The 23947-nt window shown below is 73.8% G+C and carries 20 protein-coding genes; 14 read left to right on the top strand and 6 right to left on the bottom strand.

Translation table 11 applies throughout. The annotated features are described in order from the left end of the window. Nucleotides 1-61 precede the first annotated feature (61 nt). From IE109_RS04150 to IE109_RS04140, 3 genes are all read right to left on the bottom strand, one after another. Nucleotides 62-1663: an alpha/beta fold hydrolase gene (locus IE109_RS04150; protein WP_189549142.1), complete on the bottom strand. Its 1602-nt coding sequence runs from the start codon at nucleotides 1661-1663 to the stop codon at nucleotides 62-64. Between the two features lie 101 nt (nucleotides 1664-1764). Then, nucleotides 1765-2949, bottom strand: a complete 1185-nt coding sequence (locus tag IE109_RS04145) for a L,D-transpeptidase (protein WP_189549140.1) — start codon at nucleotides 2947-2949, stop codon at nucleotides 1765-1767. Nucleotides 2950-3148: 199 nt separating this feature from the next. Further along, nucleotides 3149-3877, bottom strand: a complete 729-nt coding sequence (locus IE109_RS04140; protein WP_189549138.1) for a hypothetical protein — start codon at nucleotides 3875-3877, stop codon at nucleotides 3149-3151. A 104-nt stretch (nucleotides 3878-3981) separates the two neighbouring features. Between IE109_RS04140 and ggt the strand changes: the two genes are divergently transcribed. From ggt to IE109_RS04095, 9 genes are all read left to right on the top strand, one after another. Further along, the gene (ggt, locus tag IE109_RS04135; protein ID WP_189549136.1) at nucleotides 3982-5790 is read left to right on the top strand and encodes a gamma-glutamyltransferase; all 1809 of its coding nucleotides are present in this window, start codon (nucleotides 3982-3984) and stop codon (nucleotides 5788-5790) included. A 335-nt stretch (nucleotides 5791-6125) separates the two neighbouring features. Then, a complete protein-coding gene (locus IE109_RS04130) occupies nucleotides 6126-6641 on the top strand; it encodes a lytic polysaccharide monooxygenase auxiliary activity family 9 protein (RefSeq protein ID WP_189549134.1) in 516 nt (171 codons plus the stop codon). Between the two features lie 232 nt (nucleotides 6642-6873). Further along, nucleotides 6874-7359, top strand: coding sequence for a DoxX family membrane protein (locus IE109_RS04125; protein WP_308431327.1), 486 nt, complete (start codon nucleotides 6874-6876; stop codon nucleotides 7357-7359). A 160-nt stretch (nucleotides 7360-7519) separates the two neighbouring features. Then, nucleotides 7520-8293, top strand: coding sequence for a calcium-binding protein (locus IE109_RS04120; RefSeq protein ID WP_189549132.1), 774 nt, complete (start codon nucleotides 7520-7522; stop codon nucleotides 8291-8293). A gap of 286 nt (nucleotides 8294-8579) precedes the next feature. Beyond that, nucleotides 8580-8975, top strand: coding sequence for a PPOX class F420-dependent oxidoreductase (locus IE109_RS04115; RefSeq protein WP_189549130.1), 396 nt, complete (start codon nucleotides 8580-8582; stop codon nucleotides 8973-8975). Nucleotides 8976-9580: 605 nt separating this feature from the next. Next, entirely contained in the window at nucleotides 9581-10423 is an 843-nt protein-coding gene (locus tag IE109_RS04110) for a nitrilase-related carbon-nitrogen hydrolase (RefSeq protein WP_189549127.1), read from the top strand. Then, nucleotides 10420-11718, top strand: a complete 1299-nt coding sequence (locus tag IE109_RS04105) for an aspartate aminotransferase family protein (RefSeq protein WP_189549125.1) — start codon at nucleotides 10420-10422, stop codon at nucleotides 11716-11718. Before IE109_RS04110 ends, IE109_RS04105 begins: the two co-directional genes overlap by 4 nt. A 20-nt stretch (nucleotides 11719-11738) precedes the next feature. Further along, nucleotides 11739-13148, top strand: a complete 1410-nt coding sequence (gene hydA, locus IE109_RS04100) for a dihydropyrimidinase (RefSeq protein ID WP_189549123.1) — start codon at nucleotides 11739-11741, stop codon at nucleotides 13146-13148. Between the two features lie 12 nt (nucleotides 13149-13160). Beyond that, complete coding sequence (locus IE109_RS04095; protein ID WP_189549121.1) at nucleotides 13161-14162, top strand: TIGR03842 family LLM class F420-dependent oxidoreductase; 1002 nt, start codon at nucleotides 13161-13163, stop codon at nucleotides 14160-14162. A 59-nt stretch (nucleotides 14163-14221) separates the two neighbouring features. Here the strand turns inward: IE109_RS04095 and lplAB are convergent, their stop codons facing one another. Then, entirely contained in the window at nucleotides 14222-15277 is a 1056-nt protein-coding gene (gene lplAB, locus IE109_RS04090; RefSeq protein ID WP_189549119.1) for a lipoate-protein ligase LplAB, read from the bottom strand. 206 nt (nucleotides 15278-15483) lie between these two features. On the opposite strand from lplAB, the gene IE109_RS04085 reads away from it, so the two are divergent. From IE109_RS04085 to IE109_RS04070, 4 genes are all read left to right on the top strand, one after another. Beyond that, nucleotides 15484-17277, top strand: a complete 1794-nt coding sequence (locus IE109_RS04085; RefSeq protein ID WP_189549117.1) for a gamma-glutamyltransferase family protein — start codon at nucleotides 15484-15486, stop codon at nucleotides 17275-17277. A 63-nt stretch (nucleotides 17278-17340) separates the two neighbouring features. After that, nucleotides 17341-18174 carry an inositol monophosphatase family protein gene (locus IE109_RS04080; RefSeq protein WP_189549115.1) on the top strand — a complete coding sequence of 278 codons (834 nt, stop codon included), beginning with the start codon at nucleotides 17341-17343 and terminating at the stop codon, nucleotides 18172-18174. A gap of 251 nt (nucleotides 18175-18425) precedes the next feature. Continuing rightward, entirely contained in the window at nucleotides 18426-19847 is a 1422-nt protein-coding gene (locus IE109_RS04075) for a phytoene desaturase family protein (RefSeq protein ID WP_189549113.1), read from the top strand. After that, nucleotides 19844-20350, top strand: coding sequence for an O-acetyl-ADP-ribose deacetylase (locus tag IE109_RS04070; RefSeq protein ID WP_189549111.1), 507 nt, complete (start codon nucleotides 19844-19846; stop codon nucleotides 20348-20350). The genes IE109_RS04075 and IE109_RS04070 overlap by 4 nt, the downstream gene beginning before the upstream one ends. Before the next feature lie 247 nt (nucleotides 20351-20597). Here the strand turns inward: IE109_RS04070 and IE109_RS04065 are convergent, their stop codons facing one another. Further along, a complete protein-coding gene (locus IE109_RS04065) occupies nucleotides 20598-21608 on the bottom strand; it encodes a GlxA family transcriptional regulator (RefSeq protein WP_189549605.1) in 1011 nt (336 codons plus the stop codon). Nucleotides 21609-21771: 163 nt separating this feature from the next. Here IE109_RS04065 and IE109_RS04060 point away from each other — a divergent pair, with 163 nt between their 5' ends. Then, nucleotides 21772-22371 (top strand): cysteine hydrolase family protein, encoded by a 600-nt coding sequence (locus IE109_RS04060; RefSeq protein ID WP_189549109.1) that lies wholly within the window; start codon nucleotides 21772-21774, stop codon nucleotides 22369-22371. A gap of 316 nt (nucleotides 22372-22687) precedes the next feature. On the opposite strand, the gene IE109_RS04055 is transcribed toward IE109_RS04060, so the two are convergent. After that, a complete protein-coding gene (locus IE109_RS04055) occupies nucleotides 22688-23881 on the bottom strand; it encodes a cytochrome P450 family protein (RefSeq protein WP_189549107.1) in 1194 nt (397 codons plus the stop codon). Nucleotides 23882-23947: the final 66 nt, after the last annotated feature.

Raw genomic sequence — 23947 nt, 5'->3', positions numbered from 1 at the left:
GGCGGCGAGTCGGGGTGCCGGAACACCCGATGGGCCAGGCCCGCCCGGCAGCGGCCGGAGATCACTCCCCGCGCAGCGGAACCGACACGTACGACGGGTCGGCCGCCGGCGAGGAGAAGGTCAGCCGCGCGCCGGACGGGTTGTGCTCGATGTACAGCGGGTCGACGGTGTCGACGACCAGGGCGAGCCGGTGGCCGGCCGGGACGTCGTAGGAGGTGGAGAAGAGCTCCAGGTCCACGGCGAACGGCCGGCCCGGCGTCCTGTCGTGGAACGTGTACGGGGCGTTGCTCACCAGCTTGCCGAGGCCGAGCGGGCCCACGTCGTAGAGGTACGCGACCAGCGTGCCGCTCGACTCGGTGCTGGTGACCGTGGTGTGCAGCTTCGCCGTGCCGCGGACGCGCCGGGCGGACTCGTACCGCTCGGACTGCCAGACGGCGGCGAAGGAGCGGGGGAGGAGGGGGATGGACGCGGTGGGCGGCAGCTTGAGGAACTGGTCCAGCAGGTTGGACAGCATCAGGACGCCGCCGTTGGCGCCCGAGTCGACGTTCGCGTACACCCGCTGCTCGCCGGCGAGGGCGATCTTGTGCTCGGTGGCGCCGACCGACTTCCAGTCGGGGTAGCCCTCGTAGGTGCCGGTGGTCCGGGACTTGAGCTGGACCGGCTGCTCGCGGTCAATGCCGTTGTCGACGCCCTTGAGGTGGTGGTCGAACCACCGGTGGGCGTTGGTCCAGGTGTCGTTGGGCAGGCCGAGCAGGCCGGTGGCCTCGGCGGTGGCGTGGTCGCCGGGCCGGAACTCCAGACGCTTGGGGCCGGTGAGCTTCTCGTAGAAGGAGGCGTACTGGTTGGGCGGGAAGATGGTGTCGCCCCAGGCGTTGCCGAGCATGATCGCGGTGCCGTTGGCGTTGATCCGGTCCAGCTGGAAGGCGGGGGAGCGCTTGGCCCCCCACGCGATCATCTCGTCCTCCTTGTCGAGGTTGGAGGCGAGGAAGTCCTTGAGGGTCTGCTGGAGTTCGGGGCTGGGACGGCCGGTGAGGAAGCCGGTGCCGCCGAGCATGGCGGCGGCCTGGAGGTGCTGCGTACGGCCGCTGTAGATGGAGTCGATGAGGTCCGCCCAGCCGCTCATCGCGACGACGGCCTTGATCCGCTCGTCGTGGGCGGCGGCCAGCAGGCTGATGCCGGCGCCGTAACTGACGCCCGCCATGCCGATCCGCTCCGGGTCGGCCGGGGTGTTGGCCAGCGCCCAGTCGATGACCTTGGAGGCGTCGGCGACGTCCGGCGGGCCGGCCACCTCGATGTTCCCGCCGGACTGCCAGAAGCCGCGGGAGTTGTAGCCGACGACGACGTACCCGGCGTCGGCGAGCTTGGTCGCCTGGGCGAGGTACTCGATCTGCGGCATGGACCAGCTGGTGGGCAGCACGATCACCGGGTAGCGGCGCGTGCCGTCGGACCCGGCCGGGGTGACGACGTTGGCCTTCAGGACGGTGCCGCCGTCGCCGGCGATGTCGACGAACCGTACGCCGCCGGTCGTGGCGGCGGCGGTCCCGGTGGCGGCGGCGGTGGGGGCGAACCCCAGGGCCGTCCCGGCCACCAGGGCGGCCGAGACGGCGCCGGTCGTCGTCGTACGCAGGACTGTGTGCCGCTTCGCCACGGTTCGTTCCCCCATCGCTGTGGAGCTTGAAAGGTGAACCGAAGGAAAGCACGAGTGGCTTACCGAAGGTAACCCGTCGGTAAGTTACGCAGTAGTAACGATTGTTGGACGCCGTGTCAGCGAAGGGCGCTCTTCGCCTGCCAGTCGGCCCAGGACAGGTTCCACTCGCCGTAGCCGTTGTTGGGGGCCTGCGTGCCCTTGGCGTCGCCGCCCGTCACCTCGAACGGGTCGCCGACCCGCACCTGCTCGTACACCCAGCGGGCGTCCGGGGTGTCCATGCCGATGCAGCCGGAGCTCCGGTTGGCGTTGCCCATGTGACGGGCGTTCCACGGCGCGGCGTGCGCGTACATCCCCGACCAGGTCAGCCGCATCGAGTAGTCGACCATCTTGTCGTACGCGTCGCCCAGGCCGACGGTCTCGGAGCGCATGTTGATCGTGCCCTCCTTCGACATCAGCACGGTCCTCCCGCTCCAGGACGCCTTGTCGCCGCCCGGCGTACCGCCCGACATCGGGATGTCCCTGACCTCCCGGCCGTCCCGCAGCAGCTTCAGCCGGTGGCTGTCGAGGTCGACCGCGACCACCTGGTTCCTCCCGATGGTCATGTCGGTGCTGTAGTCGCGGACGAACCACCCGCCGCCCCGGCCCGAGTCGACGCCGTTGAGCTCCGCCTTCAGGGTGACCTTCGTCCCGGGCTTCCAGTACTCCTTCGGCCGCCAGTCGACCCGGTCCTTGCCGGACCAGTCCTCCATCCAGCCCCATGAGCCGACCGTGCCGTTCGACGTGGTCACCTTGAGGTGCTTCTCCACCTCGGCCCGGTTCCTCACCGGGTGGTCGAAGACGATCGACAGCGGGTGGGCGATGCCGACGGTGCTGTTCCTGCCCGGGGCCAGCGTCAGTTTGTTCACCCTGTCCGGTGCGGCCGTGGCGAAGTCCGCCCGGGCGGTGCCGCCGTCCGCCGAGCGCGCCTCGACGGTGTACCCGGTACCGGGCGCCGCCACGCGGGCGGACGTCCAGGTGCGGCCGTCGGCGGAGACCGTGCCGCCGAGCGTGGCGCCCTTGGAGTCGGTGACGGTGACCCGCTGGAGCCTGCCCTCGGCCAGGGTCACCGTCACCGGCCCGCCGGCCTTCGCCCGGCTGCCGGACAGGTTCACCGAGATCCGGGTCTCCGGCGCGGTGTCCTTCCCTCCGCCCTTCGCGTCTCCCGAGCCGCCCGAGCACGCGGTCAGGGCCGCCGCGGCGAGGACCGCGGTGCCGGCCAGGGCGGCTGTGCGGAAGGGGCTGCGCGGGCGTGTGCGGGTCACCTGGAAACCTCCGATGCGTTCTTGCGTCGCCCCGTGAGAGGGCGATCCAAGGCGCCGGGTTGCCCGGGAGTGCCGGAAATCTCCACCGGTGGGCGGTGGGCGGTGGGCGGTGGGCGGTGGGCGGTGGGCGAGGTCCGGGGGCCGGTGGCCGAGGTCCGGTGGCCGGTGGTCGGTGGGCTGCGGGGGCCGGGCGGCGGCGCTAGCCGGCCTCCCCCGCCGGGGCCGTCCGCGCCGCCCGCGTCACGTCCGCGACCAGCTCGACGACGTCGGGACCGTACGCCTGCGAATTGACCACCTTCAGCAGCAGCACGAAGGAACCGTCGGCGCCGTACGTGCGGGCCAGCTTCTCGTGGTGACGGACCAGGTAGCGGCTGGCCGCCTGATTGGTGATCGCGCGCTGGCCGCAGAGGAGGAACACCGGCCGGGCGCCCTCACCGGCGGTGAGCCGGGCGAGGAGGACGTACTCGGACGTCCCCGCGTCCATCGGGTAGCGCTCGCCGCCGATGGTGAACGCGCCGCGGTCGGCGACCGGCTCCACGTCCGTGTTGACGTCGACACCCGGGAGCAGGACGGCCAGGTGCGCGGCCATCCGGCGGTTCGAGTACGGCCCCCCGAGGCAGAACTCGGTGCGCTCGCCGAAGCCCTGCTGCGCCGTGTCGTGGTGCACGATGCGCGCGTGGGCGCCGCAGTCCTTGATGAGCGCCGCCAGCTCCAGCAGCGCGAACACGTCGAAGCGGTGCACCACCCCCTCGCCGCCCGCCTCGCGGTTGACCACCAGCAGGCACTCGGCGTTTCCCGGCAGCCCGAAGAAGGCCTGCTTGCGGCGGAGCCGGCGGCGCCACAGCGCGGTGCGGGCCAGCCAGCCGAGCGACGCGCTGACCCCCGTGGCGACGACACCGAGCGCGATGTTGAGCAGGTCTTCATACATGGGCGCGCATGGTAGCGGGGGAGCGGAACGTTGTTCGAGGCGGTCCTGGCACGGGGCCGCCCGCGAAGTTAGGCTGCCCGGACGGTCGTTGACTGGAGGTACGGATGCGTCGGTCCCACGTACGTAACGTCTCGCTCGCCGCTGTCGCCGCCACGGTCCTCGCGGTCGGCGCCGCGGCACCGCCGCCCGCCCAGCGCCCGGCACCCGCCAAGGAGCCGGTGGCGGTCGGGTACGGCGGAGCCGTCGCGAGCGTGGACCCCGACGCCTCCGCCGCCGGCATCGAGGTGCTGCGGCGCGGCGGCAACGCCGTGGACGCGGCGGTCGCCACCGCCGCCGCGCTCGGCGTCACCGAGCCGTACTCGGCGGGCATCGGCGGCGGCGGGTACTTCGTCTACTACGACGCCAGGACCCGCACGGTGCACACCGTCGACGGCCGCGAGACGGCCCCGCTCTCCGCCGACGCGTCACTGTTCCTCGGCGACGACGGCAAGCCCCTCCCCTTCGAGGAGGCCATGACCAGCGGGCTGAGCGTCGGCACCCCCGGCACACCCGCCACCTGGGACACCGCGCTCGACGCCTGGGGCAGCAAGTCGCTGCGCGACCTGCTCAAGCCGGCCGAGCGACTGGCCCGCGACGGGTTCACCGTCGACGCCACCTTCCGGGCCCAGACCGCCGCCAACGAGGCGCGGTTCCGCGACTTCCCGGCCTCCGCCGGGCTGTTCCTGCCGGGCGGCCGGCTGCCCGTCGTGGGATCAGTCATCAAGAACCCGGACCTCGCGCGCACGTACGAGAAGCTGGGCCGCCACGGCGTGGGCGCGCTCTACCACGGCGACCTGGCCCGCGACATCGTCCGCACCGTCCAGGAGCCGCCCGTCCGGGAGGGCGCCACCCGCGAGGTGCGCGCCGGGGACCTCACGGAACGCGACCTGGCGGTGTACCGCACCAAACGGCAGCGCCCCACGAAGACCTCGTACCGCGGCCTCGACGTCTACGGCATGGCGCCCTCCTCGTCGGGCGGCACCACCGTGGCCGAGGCGCTCAACATCCTGGAGCGCACCGACCTGTCGTCGCTGTCCGAGGCGCGGTACCTGCACCGGTTCATCGAGGCGAGCCGCGTCGCCTTCGCCGACCGGGGCCGCTGGGTCGGCGACCCGGCGTTCGAGGACGTCCCGGTCAAGGGGCTGCTCTCGCAGCGCTTCGCCGACTCGCGCGCCTGCCTGATCCGCGACGACGCGGTCCTCACCAGCCCGCTCGCACCCGGCGACCCCCGCCGCCCGGCGCCGTGCGCGGCGGGCGGGACGGCGGCGCCGACGACGTACGAGGGCGAGAACACCACGCACCTGACGGCGGCCGACAAGTGGGGCAACGTCGTCGCGTACACCCTCACCATCGAGTCGACGGGCGGCAGCGGCATCACCGTGCCGGGGCGCGGCTTCCTGCTCAACAACGAACTGACCGACTTCTCCTTCGCCCCGGCCAACCCGGCCGTCCACGACCCGAACCTCCCGGGCCCCGGCAAGCGACCCCGCTCCTCCATGTCGCCCACGATCGTCCTGGACCACCACGCCCGCCCGGTCCTCGCCCTGGGCTCGCCGGGCGGCGCGACCATCATCACCACCGTGCTGCAGACCCTGACCGGCGCCCTCGACCGTGATCTGCCCCTCGTCGAGGCCATCGCCGCCCCGCGCGCCAGCCAGCGCAACCAGACCACCACGGAACTCGAACCGGCCCTGTACGACAGCCCGCTGCGCGCCCAGCTGGAGGCCCTGGGCCACGCCTTCCGGAAGAACCCCGAGATCGGCGCCGCGACCGGCGTCCAGCGCCTCCCGGACGGCCGCTGGCTCGCCGCCGCCGAGAAGGCCCGCCGGGGCGGCGGTTCGGCGATGGTGGTCCACCCGGCCGGCAGGCCGTAGCGACCGGCGCGCCGCGCCTCGTGCGCGGCGCGCCGTGCCATGCCGTGCCGACGGGCCCCGGCGCGCCTTCCGGCGGCCGGGGCCCGTCGCCGGGACGGGGCCGCCGGCGAAAGCCACGAGCAGCCCGCGAGGGGCGTCCCCGCAGAGCCACGTAGGCCCGGCACCGCGGGGCCGGGCGGCCCCCGTTGGTGGATTCGAGTCCACGTACTGGCTTGGTCTAGACCAAGGCGGGTACGCTTTCATCGTTGCCCCTGGCGGTCTCCGCAACGCTTGACATGTCCATGCCTGTTCTCGCCCACGGGTGGTCAGGCACGAACCCCCACACAGGAGTTGTCATGAAGAGCAAGAAGGTGCTGGCCGCGGCCATCGGCGCGGGGATCGCCCCGCTCCTGGCCGTGAGCCTGCCGGCCGGAAACGCGAGCGCGCACGGCTACATATCCTCGCCCCCCAGCCGGCAGGCCCAGTGCGCCGCCGGCCTGGTCCCCTGCGGTTCCATCAAGTACGAGCCGCAGAGCGTCGAAGGCCGCAAGGGCCTGATGAGCTGCAGCGGAGGGAACGCGGCCTTCGCCGAGCTCGACAACGACAGCAAGGGATGGAAGGTCACCCCGGTCAGCCGGACGACCGGCTTCACCTGGCGGCTGACGGCACGTCACGCCACCAGTACGTGGCAGTACTACGCGGGCGGCCGGAAGATCGCGGAGTTCAACGACGGTGGCGCCCGGCCGGGCGAGACCGTCACCCACCAGGTGAACTTCGGCAGCCTGTCCGGCAAGCAGAAGGTGCTGGCCGTGTGGAACATCGCCGACACCCCCAACGCCTTCTACGCCTGCGTGGACGTGAACGTGAGCTGACGCGGTGCCGTACCACCCGGCCCCGCCGGGACGACCGGGTCCTTTCGGGTCCGGCCGGTGCCCCGGTGCCCCGGAGCGGACGGCGCGCCTCCCGCTCCGGGCATCGGGTGCCTTCTCCCCTCCCGCCGCCCGACGGCCGGGAGCCTTCGGACGACCGTGTGCGAGCACGTGCGAAAGGGTGGGTACGGCGGTGGAAAGAGTCGGTGAGCGAAGAAGCCAGCGGCCTCCTCGGATGCCCGCCCCGGAGGGAACCGGGGACGGCGGGCGGGCCGGCAGGGCGGCCCGGTCCCTGGCCCGAAGGCTCCAGCGGCGCGGCCCGGAGCTCCTCAGGGTCTGCGTGGGCGCGGTGTTCCTCTGGTTCGGCGTGCTGAAGTTCTTCCCCGCGGCCAGCCCCGCCGAGGGGGTCGCCGTCCGGGCCGCGACGAAGCTCACCTTCGGCCTGCTGCCGCCCGACGTGGTGCTACGAGGGCTGGCGGCGGCCGAGATGGCGATCGGCCTCGGCCTCGTCACGGGAGTGCTGCTCCGCGTGGCCCTGGTGGGGTTCTTCGCCCACATGGCCGGCGTCTTCTCCGCGCTCCTGCTGCTCCCCGGGGAGATGTGGCAGGGCAGCGCGCCGGTCCCCACCCTGGAGGGCCAGTACATCATCAAGAACGTCGTCCTCGTCGCGGCCTGTCTCGTGGTGGCGGCCGACGAGTGGGGCCGCGCGGCGCCTCGGTGAGGACGCCCGGGGCGCGCCGACTCGTCCCGGACGTCCCACGGACCGCCCCCCGCCGGCAGGAGCGGCCACGAGGACGCCGCCGCCACGACCGCCCGCCACCTCCCCGGCAGCCACCCGTCAACAGGCCGACCCACCGGTCGCCGCATCGAGATGAGGTTCCGTGAACCGACAGCAAGCCACCGCCCGCGCCCTCGCCGTGACCCTGCTCGCCACCGGCCTCGCCGCCGCCCCGGCCGCCGCCGCCCCCGCCCCCACCGGGGCGAAGGCCCGCGTCGGCGCCGACTGGGCGACCCGGTCCATCGTCTTCACCGCCGCCGCGGGGCAGGCCAACGACCTCCACGTGATCCCCATGGATCTCGGCGCGGGGATCCGGCGGGTCGGCTTCCGCGACGGGGTTCCCCTCGAACCCGGCGACCACTGTGCGTACCTCGAGCCCGGCGACGACACCTTCGTCGTCTGCGAACTGCCCACCGGCGGCCCCCGGCCGGACAGGATCGACATCTTCCTCGGCGACGGCGACGACACACTCGTCACCAGCGACGCCGCGGTCGCCACCGTCCGCGGCGGCCCCGGCGACGACGAACTGCACGCCCACACCGCGCACACGGTGCGGGGCGACGCCGGGGACGACGTGGTCATGGGGCGCGCGGTCCTGGACGGCGGCGACGGCATGGACCACCTGATGGGCGACGACAGCGGCCAGCGGCTGTGGGGTGGCCGGGGCGCCGACATGATCGAGGCGTACGGCGGTGCCGACGTCGTGTACGCCGGCCCGGGCGACGACCACGCGATGGGCGGAGAAGGCCACGACATCCTGCTCGGCGGCCCCGGCGACGACATGCTGCACGGCGAGGGCGGCGACGACCTGGTCAGCGGCGGCCCCGGGAAGGACACCGCCGAAGGCGGCCCGGGTCGCGACGTCGTCCTGCGGTAGGCGCGCCCCCCGACAGCGCCGATTCGCCCACCGCGCGGGCGATGATCCGCCGGACAGCCCCCAGGGGCCGGCCCGCGGGACGGGGCGTCCGGGGCGCCGCCCGCCGCTCGACAGCCGGCCTCGAAGGCGGCCGGCATGACCTTGTCCGGGACCCCGAGTTCCCGGCCCACGGCACCCCCGGAGGGGCGTTGCACGGGCCGACGGGGACCGCGTGGGACAGGGCGGGGGAGCACGGACAGCGCATCGCCCGGGTGTGGGCGGCGCACGAGGGCGTAGGCTCGCCGTCGTGATACCCGAAGGGTTGCGGCACGGCCGTTACGTCAGTCTGACCACGTTCCGCAAGGACGGCACGGGGGTCGCCACACCGGTCTGGTACGCGGTGGACGGCGCCGAACTGTACGTCTGGACGCGGGAGGACTCCTGGAAGGTCAAGCGGCTGCGCCGCGACAGCAGGGTCCTCGTCACGGCGTGCGACGTGCGCGGCCGGGTGGCGGAGGGCGCCGCGAGCGCGGAGGGCACGGCGCGGCTGATCGGCGACGTCCGGGCCATCCGCAAGCTGATGGCCCGGAAGTACGGCTGGCAGTTCTGGCTGGCCGACCTGCCGGCCGCCCTGGTGCGGCTCGGCAAGCGGCCGCACCTGGGGATCGCGGTGAAGTTCCCCGCCGCCGAAGAGTCCCTGTAGCCCCCTCGTAACACGGCCGGGGTCCAATGCCTCCAGGCCCAAAGACTCCGGCCGGCCGTCTGCCGAGGGCCGGGGAGGCGAGGGGCACGCCCTGCTCTGCGAGGCCGCCGCGTGGCCCGCCGCCCGGTTGCCCCCGCTCGCGGCCGGACCGCACCGGGCGGGCCTCGGCCCGACCGGGGCACCCTCCTGTGGGAAGCCGCGTCCCAGCCACCCGAGCGGCTCGTCGCCCTCGCCGGGGCGCTCACCGCCGCCGCCGGGACGGGGACGCCCGGCACCTGCTGCGTCAGGGCGTCGTACGGCCCGTGGCGGAGACGGCCGCAGCGGTGCCGGCACTCGACGGGAGCGGGCGCCCCGAGGAGGCCCGGCTGCTGATCGACGCTCCCGTCCCCCGGTGGCCGCCACCGAACGCTTCCGGCGCCCACGCGGTGCCGCCCGTGACGCGGTGGTTTCCGCCCGGTGTGGACCAGTCGGGTACGAAACATGATCGACTCCGGCCGTTGTCGGCGGCGGTCTTGCCCAGCCGTGTGACGAGGCTTACGTTCGCTTTCTACGCACCGCGTCTACGTGCGTAGAGGCTCTCTGACGCCGTGCCGAAGGAGCAGCTCATGTCCCACATCGTGCGCGCCGCCCTCGTCCAGGCGACCTGGACCGGCGACACCGAGTCCATGATCGCCAAGCATGAGGAGCACGCCCGGGAGGCGGCCCGGCAGGGCGCCAAGGTCATCGGCTTCCAAGAGGTCTTCAACGCGCCCTACTTCTGCCAGGTCCAGGAGCCGGAGCACTACCGCTGGGCCGAGCCCGTCCCCGACGGCCCGACGGTCCGGCGCATGCAGGACCTCGCCCGCGAGACCGGAATGGTGATCGTCGTACCCGTCTTCGAGATCGAGGACGCCGGGTTCTACTACAACACCGCCGCCGTGATCGACGCCGACGGCACCTACCTCGGCAAGTACCGCAAGCACCACATCCCGCAGGTCAGGGGCTTCTGGGAGAAGTACTACTTCAGGCCCGGCAACCTCGGCTGGCCGGTCTTCGACACCGCCGTGGGCCGCGTCGGCGTCTACATCTGCTACGACCGCCATTTCCCCGAGGGCTGGCGCCAACTCGGCCTGAACGGGGCGCACCTGGTCTACAACCCCTCCGCCACCCACCGCGGCCTGTCCTCCCACCTCTGGCAGCTGGAGCAGCCCGCCGCCGCGGTCGCCAACCTCTATTACGTCGCCGCCATCAACCGCGTCGGCCAGGAGGAGTACGGCGACAACGACTTCTACGGCACCAGCTACTTCGTGGACCCGCGGGGACAGTTCGTCGGTGAGGTGGCCTCCGACAAGCAGGAGGAACTGCTCGTCCGCGACCTCGACTTCCGGCTGATCGACGACGTCCGGCAGACCTGGGCCTTCTACCGCGACCGGCGCCCCGACGCGTACGAGGGGCTGATGAAGCCATGACCGGGGAGCCGCACGCGGCCGGCCTGCACGCCCGCCACAAGGCCGTCATCCCCGACTGGGTCTCCCTGTACTACCGGGACCCCATCGAGATCACCCACGGCGAGGGCCGGTACGTCTGGGACGCCACCGGCAAGCGCTACCTCGACTTCTTCGGCGGCATCCTCACCACCATGACCGCCCACGCCCTGCCCGAGGTCACCAAGGCCGTCACCGAGCAGGCCGGGCGGATCATCCACTCCTCCACCCTCTACCTCAACCGCTCCATGGTGGAGCTCGCCGAGCGCGTCGCGCACCTCTCCGGCATCCCCGACGCCCGCGTCTTCTTCACCACCTCCGGCACCGAGGCGAACGACACCGCCCTGCTGCTGGCCACCGCCCACCGGCGCAGCAACCAGATCCTGGCCATGCGCAACAGCTACCACGGGCGGTCGTTCTCCGCGGTCTCCGTCACCGGCAACCGCGCCTGGTCGCCGACCACCTTCTCCCCCCTCCAGACGCTGTACGTGCACGGCGGCGTCCGCAGCCGGGGTCCCTACGCCCACCTGTCCGACGCGCGGTTCATCGAGGCGTGCGTCGCCGACCTGGAGGACCTGCTCGGGCACACCGGCGACGTCGCCGCGCTGATCGCCGAGCCCGTCCAGGGCGTCGGCGGCTTCACGTCCCCGCCCGACGGGCTGTACGCCGCCTTCCGCGAGGTCCTCGCGCCGCGCGGCATCCTCTGGATCACCGACGAGGTGCAGACCGGCTGGGGCCGCACCGGTGAACACTTCTGGGGCTGGCAGGCGCACGCCGCGAGCGGCCCGCCCGACATCCTCACCTTCGCCAAGGGCATCGGCAACGGCATGTCCGTCGGCGGGGTCGTGGCCCGCGCCGAGGTCATGAACTGCCTCGGCGCCAACTCCATCTCCACGTTCGGCGGTTCCCCCGTCACGATGGCCGCCGGCCTCGCCAACCTCTCGTACCTCCTGGAGCACGACCTCCAGGGCAACGCCCGGCGCGTCGGGGGGCTGCTCCTCGAGCGGCTGCGCGCCATCACGGCGAGCCACCCGCTCGTCCGTGAGGTACGCGGACGCGGCCTGATGCTGGGCATCGAACTGGCCCGGCCCGGCTCGGACGAGGCCGATCCACAGGCCGCCGCGGCCGTCCTCGAAGCGGCCCGCGAAGGCGGCCTCCTCATCGGCAAGGGCGGCGGCCACGACACCAGCGCCCTGCGTGTCGCCCCGCCGCTCTCGCTGACCGTCGCCGAGGCCGAGGAGGGCGCCGCGATCCTCGAACGGGCCCTGCACTCGATCTGACCCAAGGGGGCGACCCACCCATGAGCACCACCCGCACTCTCATCCGCGGCGGCCTCGTCATCACCGCCTCCGACGAGACCCACGCCGACGTCCTCATCGAGGACGGCCGGATCGCCGCCCTCGCCGCCCACGGCTCCGCCGCCGCCGCGTCGTGGACCGCCGAGCGCACGATCGACGCCACCGGCAAGTACGTCGTCCCCGGCGGCGTCGACGCGCACACCCACATGGAACTGCCCTTCGGAGGGACCTTCGCCTCCGACGACTTCGAGACCGGTACCCGCGCGGCGGCGTGGGGCGGCACCACCACCATCGTCGACTTCGCCGTCCAGTCCGTGGGCCACGCCCTGCGCGACGGCCTGGACGCCTGGCACGCCAAGGCCGACGGCAAGTGCGCCATCGACTACGCCTTCCACATGATCCTCTCCGACGTGGACGAGTCCTCCCTCAAGGAGATGGACCTGCTGGTGGAGGAGGGCGTCACGTCCTTCAAGCTCTTCATGGCCTACCCCGGCGTCTTCTACAGCGACGACGGCCGGATCCTGCGCGCCATGCAGCGCGCGTCCGTCAACGGCGGGCTGATCATGATGCACGCGGAGAACGGCATCGCGATCGACGTGCTCGTCGAACAGGCCCTCGCCCGTGGCGAGACCGACCCCCGGTACCACGGCGAGGTCCGCAAGGTCCTGCTGGAGGCCGAGGCCACGCACCGCGCCATCCAGCTCGCCCGGGTCGCCGGAGGCACCCCGCTCTACGTGGTCCACGTCTCCGCCGAGGAGGCCGTCGCCGAGATCGCCGCCGCCCGCGACAAGGGCCTGAACGTCTTCGGCGAGACGTGCCCCCAGTACCTGTTCCTGTCCACCGACAACCTCGCCGAGCCCGGTTTCGAAGGGGCGAAGTACGTGTGCAGTACGCCGCTGAGGCCGCGCGAGCACCAGGCGGCCCTCTGGCGCGGCCTGCGGACCAACGACCTCCAGGTGGTCTCCACCGACCACTGCCCGTTCTGCTTCAGCGGGCAGAAGGAACTGGGCCGGGGCGACTTCTCCAAGATCCCCAACGGGCTGCCCGGCGTGGAGAACCGGATGGACCTCCTCCACCAGGCCGTCGTCGACGGGCACATCAGCCGCCGCCGCTGGATCGAGATCGCCTGCGCGACCCCGGCCCGGATGTTCGGCCTCTACCCCAAGAAGGGCACCCTCACCCCCGGAGCCGACGCGGACGTGGTCGTCTACGACCCGCACACCGAGCAGACCATCTCCGCCGCCACCCACCACATGAACGTCGACTACTCGGCGTACGAGGGGAAGACGGTCACGGGCCAGGTGGAGACGGTCCTCTCGCGCGGCGAGGTCGTCATCGACCGCCGCACCTACACCGGCCGCCCCGGGCACGGCGTCTACACCCCCCGCTCCACCTGCCAGTACCTGAACTAGGAGGCCAGGACCGTGGACTTCGGACTCGTCCTGCAGACCGACCCGCCCGCCTCCGCCGTCGTCGGCCTCATGCGGCGCGCGGAACGCAACGGCTTCCGCTACGGCTGGACCTTCGACTCCGCAGTGCTCTGGCAGGAACCCTTCGTCATCTACAGCCGCGTCCTGGAGCACACCCGGAAGCTGATCGTCGGCCCCATGGTCACCAACCCCGGCACCCGCACCTGGGAGGTCACCGCCTCCACCTTCGCCACCCTCAACGACATGTACGGCAACCGCACCGTGTGCGGCATCGGGCGCGGCGACTCGGCGATGCGTGTCGCCGGCCGCAAGCCCAACACCCTCGCCCGGCTCGGCGAGGCCATCGACGTCATCCGGGACCTCGCCGAAGGCCGGGAGGCCGTGGTGGACGGCAATCCGATCCGCATCCCGTGGGTGAAGAACGGCAAGCTGCCCGTCTGGATGGCGGCGTACGGTCCCAAGGCCCTCGCCCTGGCCGGGCAGAAGGCGGACGGCTTCATCCTCCAGCTCGCCGACCCGTTCCTGACCGAATGGATGATCGGGTCGGTACGCAGGGCGGCCGAGGAGGCCGGCCGCGACCCGGCCTCGGTGACCATCTGCGTCGCCGCGCCCGCCTACGTCGGCGACGACCTGGCGCACGCGCGCGACCAGTGCCGCTGGTTCGGCGGCATGGTGGGCAACCACGTGGCCGATCTGGTGAGCCGGTACGGCGAGCACTCCGGCCTGGTGCCCGAGGCCCTCACCGCCTACATCAAGGCGCGCGAGGGCTACGACTACCGCCACCACGGCCGCGCCGGGAACCCCGCCACCGACTTCGTCCCCGACGAGATCGTCGACCGCTTCTGCCTGCTGGGTCCGCCGTCCGCGCACGTCGCCAGACTGAAGGCGCTGCGGGACCTGGGCGTCGACCAGTTCGCGGTGTACGCCATGCACGACGCGAAGGAGGCGACGATCGACGCGTACGGGTCGCGGATCATCCCGGCGCTGACCCCGTAGGCCGGCGCGCGGCGGTGAGGGCCCCGCCCGCCGGCGAGCGGCGGTGAGGGCCCCGCGGGTCAGGGGACGCGGGCCGTCCACTCCGGTGCGCCGAACTTCGTCCGGGCCAGCTCACGCGCGCGTGCCATCTCCTCGTCGGTGACCCGGCCCTCCGTCAGCCCGTACCGCTCACGGAACGAGCCGATCATGCGCTCGATCACCGTCGCGCGCGGCAGTCCCGTCTGGCGGCGCAGCGGGTCGACCCGCTTCTTCGCGCTGCGGGTGCCCTTGTCGGAGAGCTTCTCCCGGCCGATGCGCAGCACCTCGGTCATCTTGTCGGCGTCGATGTCGTACGCCATCGTCACGTGGTGCAGCACCGCCCCCTCGCCACCGGCCAGCCGCTTCTGCGCGGCCCCGGCGATCTTGCCCGCGTCGGTGGCGATGTCGTTGAGCGGCTGGTACCACGCCTTGATGCCCATGTCGCCGAGCGCGCCGAGCACCCAGTCGTCGAGGTAGGCGTAGGCGTCGGTGAAGGACAACCCCTGGACCAGCGCGGCGGGCACGGAGAGCGAGTACGTGATGGTGTTGCCGGGCTCGATGAACATGGCGCCGCCGTCACTGATCCGGCGCACCACGGTGATGCCGTGCCGCTCGGCGGCCTCCGTGTCCACCTCGTTGCGCAGCGACTGGAAGCTGCCGATCACCACCGCCGGCGCGCCCCACTCCCACACGCGCAGGGTCGGCGCCCGGCGCCCGGCCGCGACCTCGCCGGTGAGGACCTCGTCGAGCGCCATGTGCAGCGCGGGCGGCTGGGCGTCGTCGTGGACGAGCTGCCAGTCGTAGTCGGTCCAGTCCGTGGCGTGTGCCAGAGCGCGCCGTACGGCGACCCCGATGCCCTCGGTGGTGAGCCCGAACATCTGTGTACCGGGCGGCAGCGCGGCGTCGATCCGGGCGGCGAGCCCCGACGCGTCGGTGTCGGCGGGCGCGCCCTCCAGGGCACTGTCGATGGCGGGCAACGCCTCGTCGGGCTCCAGGAAGAAGTCTCCGCCGACCCTCACCCGGCGCAGCACCCCGTCCTCCGCGTCGAGGTCGACGACCACCAGCTTCCCGCCCGGCACCTTGTATTCGCCATGCACGTCCCGCGTCTCCCGTCCGCCCTCGAACCGACCGTCATGTCACCCTATGCCCGGATCAGCCCCGGCACCCCCGGCGTCCCGGCGCCCCGCCGGTCACGGCGGCCGGCCGCGGGCACGGGCCTGTACCGTGCCCGTCCCGCCGCCGATAGCCTGCTCGAGCCGCCCGGACCTCGCCACCGGGCCGCTGAAGCGAGGTGACGAACCGTATGTTCACCACCCGGCCGACCCTCCGGGGCACCTTCGGCATGGTGTCCTCCACGCACTGGCTCGCCTCCCAGTCGGCCATGGCCGTGCTGGAGGAGGGCGGCAACGCCTTCGACGCCGCGGTGGCCGCCGGATTCGTGCTGCACGTCGTCGAGCCGCACCTCAACGGACCCGCCGGGGAGGTTCCGGTCGTCCTCGCGCCCGCCGGCCGCCCGGTCCGGGTGCTGTGCGGACAGGGTCCCGCGCCCGCCGGCGCGACCATCGCGCACTACCGCTCCCTCGGCCTGGACCTGGTGCCCGGCACCGGACCGCTGGCCGCCGCCGTACCCGGCGCCTTCGACGCGTGGATGCTGCTGCTCCGCGACCACGGCACCCGCACCCTCGCCGAGGTCCTGCGGTACGCCGTCGACCACGCGGAGAACGGCCACCCGCCGGTGGAACGGATCGCCGGGACGGTGGAGACGGTCCGCGCCCTCTTCGAGAACGAGTGGACCTCCTCCGCCGACGTGTACCTCCCGGGCGGCCGGCCGCCCGCTCCGGGACGGCTCCTGCGCAACCCCGCCCTCGCCCGTACCTGGCGCCGCCTCATCGACGAGGCGACCGCCGCGGCCGGTGACGACCGGACCGGCCAGATCGAGGAGGCCCGCCGCGTCTGGCGGGAGGGGTTCGTCGCCGAGGCCCTCGTACGGCAGGCCGGGCGCCCGACCATGGACACCAGCGGCGCCCGCCACACCGGCACCCTGAGCGCCGCCGACCTCGCGGGCTGGTCCGCCGGCTACGAGGACCCGGTCACGTACGACCGGGACGGCTGGACCGTGTGCAAGGCGGGCGGCTGGAGCCAGGGGCCCGTCCTCCTCCAGCAACTGGCCCTCCTGCCGGACGAGCTGCCGCCCTACGGCTCCGCCGACTACGTCCACCTGCTGGTCGAGGGCTGCAAGCTCGCCATGGCCGACCGTGAGGCCTGGTACGGCGACGCCGCCGACGTCCCGCTCGACACCCTGCTGTCCGGGCCGTACAACGCCGGACGGCGCGCCCTCGTCGGCGAGACGGCCTCCTACGAGCTGCGCCCCGGCAGCCCCGGCGGACGGCCGCCGAGGCTGAGTGACCACGCCATGGCGGTGGCCCGCCGCCGGGCGGGCACCGGCGCGCCCGCCTGCCCGACCGGCGCCGGCGCCGGCGAGCCGACGGTCGCCCTCGACGGCACCACCCGGGGCGACACCTGCCTCATCGACGTCGTCGACCGGTGGGGCAACATGGTCGCCGCCACCCCCAGCGGCGGCTGGCTCCAGTCCAATCCCGTCGTGCCGGAGCTCGGCTTCCCGCTAGGCACCCGGCTCCAGATGGCCTGGCTGGACCCAGGGCTGCCGAACTCGCTGACGCCCGGCCGCCGCCCCCGCACCACGCTCACCCCGTCCCTGGCGCTGCGCGACGGGGTGCCGGTCATGGCGTTCGGCACCCCGGGCGGCGACCAACAGGACCAGTGGCAGCTGCACTTCCTCCTCGGCGTCACCCACGGCGGGCTGGACCTCCAGGCCGCGATCGACGCGCCCGGCTGGCACAACGACTCCTTCCCCGGCTCCTTCCACCCGCGCGGCATGCGGCCCGGCGGGCTCACCGTCGAGTCCCGCATGGACCCGGCGGTCGTCGAGGACCTGCGCCGCCGTGGCCATGATGTGACGGTCGGTGGGCCCTGGACCGAGGGGCGGCTGTGCGCGGTGGCCCGCGACCCGCGCACCGGGATTCTGTCGGCGGCGGCCGACCCCCGCGGGATGCAGGGTTACGCGGTGGGTCGCTGAGCCGCCGCCCGCCGGTCATCCGGTCCCGGCCGGGTTGTCAGCCGGGCGTGCTTAGCTGGAGGCATGATCGATGAGCTTCTCGACGGTTCCGGGACCCTGTCCGCCGCGGCCGAGGGGGCGGTGCGCGACGCCGCCGCCGCCGAGGTCGTGCCCCGCTGGCGGCGGCTCGCCACGCACGAGGTCCTCGAGAAGAGCGGCCCCCACGACCTCGTGACCGTCGCCGACCGGGCCGCCGAGGCCCACCTCACGGCCTCGCTCACCCGGCTGCTGCCCGGCTCGGTGGTGGTCGGCGAGGAGTCCGTCCACGCCGACCCCGCGGTGTACGAGGCGCTCAAGGGAGACGCGCCGGTGTGGATCGTCGACCCGGTCGACGGCACCTGGCACTTCGCGCACGGCGACCCCGGGTTCTGCATGCTCGTCGCGCTGGCGGTGCGCGGCGAGGTCCTGGCGTCCTGGACGTACGCCCCGGCGCGAGACGAGATGGCCGTCGCGGTGCGCGGCCACGGCGCCCGGCTGAACGGCACCCGGATACGGGCGGGCGCGCCCGCGCCGGGCGCGGTGCTCCGGGTCGCGACGTCCCACCCCGACTACACCACCGCCGACCAGAAGGCCGCCCTCCTCGCGCTGGACACCGAGGGCGTCCATCCCCGCCCGTGCGGCTCGGCCGGGCTGGAGTACCTGGCCGTGGCGCGCGGCGAGCTGGACGCGGTGGCGTTCTCCTGGGAGTACGCCTGGGACCACGCGGCGGGCCTCCTCCTGGTCGAGGAGGCGGGCGGGGCCCACGCCACCCTGACGGGCGCGCCGTTCCACGTCGCGGGCGGCAACGCCCTGCCGTTCACCGCCGCCCGCGACCGGGCCACCGCCGACCGCGTACGCGGCCTGCTGGCCGGCGGGTAGGCGGAGCCGGGGGACGTCCCGGCCCCGGGGCGCGTAGGGCGTGCCCGGTGCGGGGCACGTGGCGGGCCGTGCTGTGGGCGCCGGGCCCGGAGACGGTCCGAGGCGTGGTTCCGGGCGCCGTCCGGGGCGTGACCCCGGGAGGTCCCGGGCGCGGGTCCGGCCGCGGCCACCGCCCCCTCCCGCCGTCCGGGCCGCCCACCGGCCCAATATCCTGAGATACCTTGGCCATCGGCTGACGAAGGAGTCCCAACGTGCCGTCGATGCTCGATGCCGTCGTCGTGGGGGCAGGGCCCAACGGGTTGACCGCTGCCGCCGAACTGGCCCGCCGCGGTTTCTCCGTCGCCGTGTTCGAGGCCCTCGACACGGTCGGAGGCGGAGCCAGGACCGAGGAGCTCACGCTGCCCGGCTTCCGGCACGACCCCTGCTCCGCCGTCCACCCGCTCGGCGTGGGCTCACCCGCCTTCAACGCCATGCCCCTCGACCGGTACGGCCTGGAGTGGCTGCACCCCGAACTGCCCCTGGCGCACCCCTTCGACGACGGCACGGCGGCGGTCCTGTCCCGTTCCGTCGCCGAGACGGCCGCCTCCTTCGGGCCCCGGGACGCCGGCGCGTACCGCCGTCTCGTCGCGCCCTACCTCGGCAAGTGGGACACGCTCGCCCGGGACTTCATGTCCCTGCCCCTCACGGCCCTCCCGCGTGACCCGGTCACGCTCGCCCGCTTCGGCCTGGACGGCCTGCCGCCCTCCACCTGGCTGATGCGCCGGTTCCGGGACGACCGGGCCCGCGCCCTGTTCGCCGGGCTCGTCGCCCATGTCATCGCCCCGCTCGGCGGCCTGGCCACCGGAGCGGTCGGCCTCGTCTTCGCGCTCGCCGCCCACGCCGGCGGCTGGCCGCTCCCGCGCGGCGGTTCCCAGTCCATCTCCGACGCCCTGGCCGGGTACGTGACGGATCTCGGCGGCGGCATCCACACCTCGTACGAGGTCAAGCGGCTCGACGACCTGCCGCCCGCCCGCGCGTACGTCTTCGACACCTCGCCGACCGCGCTGGCCCGCATCGCCGGCTTCGGCCGGTTCTACGACCGCTACCGCTACGGCGCCTCCGTCTACAAGATCGACTACGCCCTGGACGGGCCCGTGCCCTGGACCGCCGCCGAAGCCCGCCGCGCCGGTACCGTCCAGCTGGGCCCGGGCAGCCGGGACATCGGCACCGCCCTGGACCAGGCGTCCGGCGGCACGGCCCCCCGCACCCCGTTCCTGATCACCGCCCAGCCGAGCCTGGTCGACCCGTCCCGCGCCCCCGAGGGCAAGCACGTCTTCTGGGCCTACGGACACGTCCCGCACGCCTGGGAGGGCGACCTCACCGAGGCCGTCGAGCGCCAGATCGAGCGGTTCGCCCCCGGTTTCCGCGACCTCGTCCTGGCGCGCGCCACCGCCGGCCCGCCCCAGCTCGCCGGCCGCAACGCCAACTACGTGGGCGGCGACATCGCCTGCGGCGCGGCCGCCGGCCTCCAACTGCTGCTGCGCCCCCGGCTCTCGCTGTTCCCCTACAACACCCCGCACCCGGCCGTCTTCATCTGCTCCTCCGCGACCCCGCCGGGCCCCGGAGTCCACGGCATGTCCGGGCACAACGCGGCCAAGGCGGTCTGGCGCCACCTGCGAAGGACCCCGCGGTGAACATCACCCTCGTACGCGGCGACATCACCGAGCAGCACGCCGACGCCATCGTCAACGCCGCCAACTCCTCGCTGCTCGGGGGTGGAGGCGTCGACGGCGCGATCCACCGCAAGGGCGGGCCCGACATCCTCGCCGCCTGCCGGGCGCTGCGCGCCTCCGGTCATGGCCGCGGCCTGGGCACCGGACGGGCCGTCGCCACCACCGCCGGGCGGCTCCACGCCCGGTGGGTGATCCACACCGTCGGGCCGGTCCACTCCCAGGAGGAGGACCGCTCCGAGCTCCTGGCCTCCTGCTACCGCGAGTCCCTCCGTGTCGCCGACGAACTGGGCGCCCGTACGGTCGCCTTCCCCGCCATCTCGACGGGCGTGTACGGCTGGCCCGTGGAGGACGCCGCCCGCATCGCCATGACGGCCGTACGCACGGCGGACACCCGCGTGGCGGAGGTCAGGTTCGTCCTCTTCGACGACCGGGCCCACGAGGCGTTCGCCCGGCAGGCCGGCTGACACCACCGGGGTGTCCGGCGGATCCCGTGGGCGCCGGGGCCCGCTTCCGGCGGGGGCTGTGGGCCGTCCGGACGGGGTGCGCAGAGCCGGACCGCGTCGTGGCCGGCACGTGGACTCGCTGCCCCGGCGCAACGATCCGTTCGCCCGGGCGTGGACACCCCGACGCTCCGGCTCCGCACCACCTGTCACCCGGCCGTGTACCCGGTCGTCCCCAGGACCACCTGCTCCGCCCCCGTCCCGCCCCGGGTCAGCACGGGGCCCCGGCCCCTCGGGGCGCGCGCCGGAACCGGCCGCGGTACTCCGACGGCGTCGTGCCCAGGCGGCGGCGGAAGGCGCGCACGAGCGTGTCCGTCGTGGCGAACCCGCTGGCGGACGCCACGCGTTCCAGGGTGGAGTCCGTGGTCTCCAGGTGTGACCTGGCCACTTCGACGCGGGCCGCTTCGACGTAGGCGGCCGGGGTGGTACCGAGCTCGTCCTTGAAGATCCGGGTGAGCTGCCGTTCACTCACGTGCGCGTGGCGGGCGAGGACCGCGACCGTGAGCTGTTCGGTGACGTTCCGTGCGACGAAGTGCCGCAGGTCCTCCATGCGCCGCGTCGTCGACACCGGGTCGAGCGGAACGCTGAACTGGCTCTGCCCGCCCGGCCTCTTGAGGTACATCACCAACTGCCGGGCCACGCGCAGCGCCACCGTCTCGCCGAAGTCCTCGGCGACCAGCGCGAGGGACAGGTCGAGGCAGGCGGTGATGCCGGCGCCGGTCCACACGTCGCCGTCGCGGATGAAGATGGGGTCGGCGTCGACCTCGACCGACGGGTGCTCGGCGGCGAGCTGCCGCGCGGTCGACCAGTGCGTCGTGGCGCGCCGGCCGTCGAGCAGCCCGGCGGCCGCCAGGAGGTGGGCGCCCACGCAGACGGACGCGATGCGCCGCGACCGGCCGGCGAGGGTCTTCACCCGGCGGACCAACGCCGGGTCGGTGACGGCCCGCACCCGCCGCCGGTCGTCGGACTCGACCGAACCGGGCACCAGCAGGGTGTCGATGCTCCTCGTGGCCGCTTCGTCGAAGGTGAGGTCGGGAAGCACCCGGACCCCGGCCGCCGTGGTGACGGGGTCCATCGTCCCGGCCGCCAGGACGACCCGGTAGGGCCGCGCGTCCTCGACCTCCCGGCGCAGCAGGGAGAACACCTCCGCGGGACCCGTGACGTCCAGCAGGTCGACGCCGTCGAAGAGGAGGACGGCGACGAGCCGTTCCACGCCGTGCACAGGGGTCTCCGTCCGTTCGGTGACGAGGGGGCGGGCGGCACGGCGCCCGATGTCCGTATCTGCACGTCGCATGACATTGCCGCCATCCGAGCCGGATCGTAGCGTGGATCACGTCATCGCGCGGTGGCCGGACCATTCGACAGCGGCCCAAGAAGGTGCAGCAATGCCTACGACAACTCTGCGGGAACTCAACGGTTTCGACCCGGCCCCGGCCTCGTTCCCCGGTGCGACGCTGATCCTGATCGACTACCAGAACACCTACACCCGGGGGGTGATGGAGCTGACGGGGTGGCGAGCCGCCCTCGACTCCGCCGCCGGACTCCTGGCCCAGGCCAGGAGCGCGGGCGCCACGGTCGTCCATGTCGTCAACGACGGCGGTGAGGGGACCCCGTACGACGTCCGGGCCGACATCGGCCGGATCCACTCCCGTGTCGCGCCGGCCGAGGGGGAGCCGGTCGTCGTCAAGTCCGTCCCCGACGCGTTCGTCGGCACCGACCTGGGCGACCGCGTCGACGCGGCCGGCCACGAGGACGTCGTCATCGCCGGGTTCATGACCCATATGTGCGTGGCGTCCACCGCCTCCGGGGCGTTCCTGCGGGGCAACCGGGCCACCGTCGTGGCCGACGCCTGCGCCACCCGGCCCCTGGGGGCGGGGGAGTCCGGGGTGTCCGCCGCGGAACTGCACCGAAGCGCTCTCGCCACCATCGGTGACCTGTACGGCGTCGTCGTCCCCTCGGCGTCGTCCCTGACCGGCCGGGTCTGATCACGACCGGGACCGGTCACGACCGGGGCTGATCACCGCCGGCCGGCGTGCGCCGCGGGCCGGCGGCCCGGTGCGCCGACCCGACCTGGTGACCCCCGGCCAGCCCGCTGTCCGGGACCGGCCGCTGATCCCGGCCGGGCCGAGCCCGACCGGGCCCGGCCCCGTGCCGGGAGGGGGAGGGGGCGGCCCCGTCGCGACGGGGGAGACACGACGGGGCCGTGACCTTCGTCTGCCCCCGCTCGACAGGCTCACACCTGCTGTTTTCCCGCCCCGGGAAAACGGCGGGAAATCGCGCCCCGGCCGCCTCCCGCCGCCCCTACCAGGTGACGTGCAGGGTGCTCGGGGTGCTGGCGATCAGTGACGGGACGGGCGGGCCGGGCGGACCGGCGAGCCGAAGCGCCGGGAACCGCTCGAACAGGCGGGCGAGGGCGGTGCGCAGCTGGAGGCGGGCCAGCGGGGCACCGACACAGAAGTGCGGCCCGTGCCCGAATCCCAGCTGGCGTGCGCGTCCCCCGGCAGGCAGGGTCTCGAACCGGCCCGGGCCGTGCCGCGGGTCACGGTTGGCCGCCGCGAAGCACAGCAGCAGGGCGTCGCCCTCCCGCAGCGTGCGCCCGCCCAGCTCCACGTCCTCGGTGGGGAACGCGAAGGGCAGGGCGTAGACGCTCGAGTCGTACCGGATGCCCTCCTCCACGACCGCGTCCCAGCCGACCCGCCCGCTCACGGCGCGCTCGCGCTCCTCCGGGTGCGCGAGCAGGGCGTGGACGGTGTTGACCAGCGCCCCGGCCGTGGTCTCGAACCCCGCGCCCAGGAACAGCCACAGCGTGTCGAGGAGTTCCGCCTCCGTCAGGCGCTCGGTGCCCCCGCGCAGCAGGTCGCTCACCAGGTCGTCCGCCGGTGCCGCCGACCGGCTGCGCACCAGGTCCGCCAGGTACGCGTTGATGTCGCGCGTCAGCCGGGCGGACTCCTCCGGGCCGAGCGCCGCCCGCGAGAACGCCCGCCCCACCAGGCGGAGGACCTCCGGCCGGTCCTCGGGCGGAATGCCGAACAGGGCGCAGAGCGTACGCAGCGGAAGCGGCAGCGCGTACGCCGCCCGCAGATCGACCGGACCGCCCCGGGCCTCCGCCTCCAGGGCGTCCAGCAGTACGCCGACGGTCCGCTCGACCGCCGGCGCGAGCCCCTCCACCCGGCGGGGCGTGAACGCCGCTGACACCGCCTGCCGCAGCCGCCGGTGCTCGGCGCCGTCGGCGGTCAGCATCCATCTGCGGGTCAGGTGCGCCAGCATCGGCCAGTCGGGCGGGACCTCCCCGTCACGCAGCGCCCGCCAGTGCGCGGGGGAGCGGGCGAACCGGGGGTCGGTCAGCACGGTCTCCAGCTCGGGGTGGCCCACCACCGCCCAGCAGCGGACCCCGCCCGGCCACTCGGCCGGGGCGACGGGGCCCCACCGGCGCAGCTCCTCCGCCTGGGCCCGCAGGTCGGGGCTGTGCGGGTCGAGAAGGATCCGCTCGGTCATCATCCATCCCCCGGGACTGTCGCGACGTGGCGTGACGCGATGCTCTCACGCGGTGAGGACGGTCCG

Origin of the sequence: Streptomyces lavendofoliae (assembly GCF_014649735.1) — a bacterium.
Lineage (GTDB): Bacteria > Actinomycetota > Actinomycetes > Streptomycetales > Streptomycetaceae > Streptomyces > Streptomyces lavendofoliae.
This window is presented reverse-complemented; position numbering and strand designations above follow the sequence as displayed.

Coding starts and splice junctions, on each gene's coding strand:
- IE109_RS04110 (WP_189549127.1), top strand. CDS start 9,581: ATGTCCCACATCGTGCGCGCCGCCCTCGTCCAGGCGACCTGGACCGGC.
- ggt (WP_189549136.1), top strand. CDS start 3,982: ATGCGTCGGTCCCACGTACGTAACGTCTCGCTCGCCGCTGTCGCCGCC.
- IE109_RS04140 (WP_189549138.1), bottom strand. CDS start 3,877: ATGTATGAAGACCTGCTCAACATCGCGCTCGGTGTCGTCGCCACGGGG.
- IE109_RS04130 (WP_189549134.1), top strand. CDS start 6,126: ATGAAGAGCAAGAAGGTGCTGGCCGCGGCCATCGGCGCGGGGATCGCC.
- IE109_RS04060 (WP_189549109.1), top strand. CDS start 21,772: ATGCCTACGACAACTCTGCGGGAACTCAACGGTTTCGACCCGGCCCCG.
- IE109_RS04055 (WP_189549107.1), bottom strand. CDS start 23,881: ATGACCGAGCGGATCCTTCTCGACCCGCACAGCCCCGACCTGCGGGCC.
- IE109_RS04080 (WP_189549115.1), top strand. CDS start 17,341: ATGATCGATGAGCTTCTCGACGGTTCCGGGACCCTGTCCGCCGCGGCC.
- hydA (WP_189549123.1), top strand. CDS start 11,739: ATGAGCACCACCCGCACTCTCATCCGCGGCGGCCTCGTCATCACCGCC.
- IE109_RS04105 (WP_189549125.1), top strand. CDS start 10,420: ATGACCGGGGAGCCGCACGCGGCCGGCCTGCACGCCCGCCACAAGGCC.
- IE109_RS04085 (WP_189549117.1), top strand. CDS start 15,484: ATGTTCACCACCCGGCCGACCCTCCGGGGCACCTTCGGCATGGTGTCC.
- IE109_RS04150 (WP_189549142.1), bottom strand. CDS start 1,663: ATGGGGGAACGAACCGTGGCGAAGCGGCACACAGTCCTGCGTACGACG.
- IE109_RS04125 (WP_308431327.1), top strand. CDS start 6,874: ATGCCCGCCCCGGAGGGAACCGGGGACGGCGGGCGGGCCGGCAGGGCG.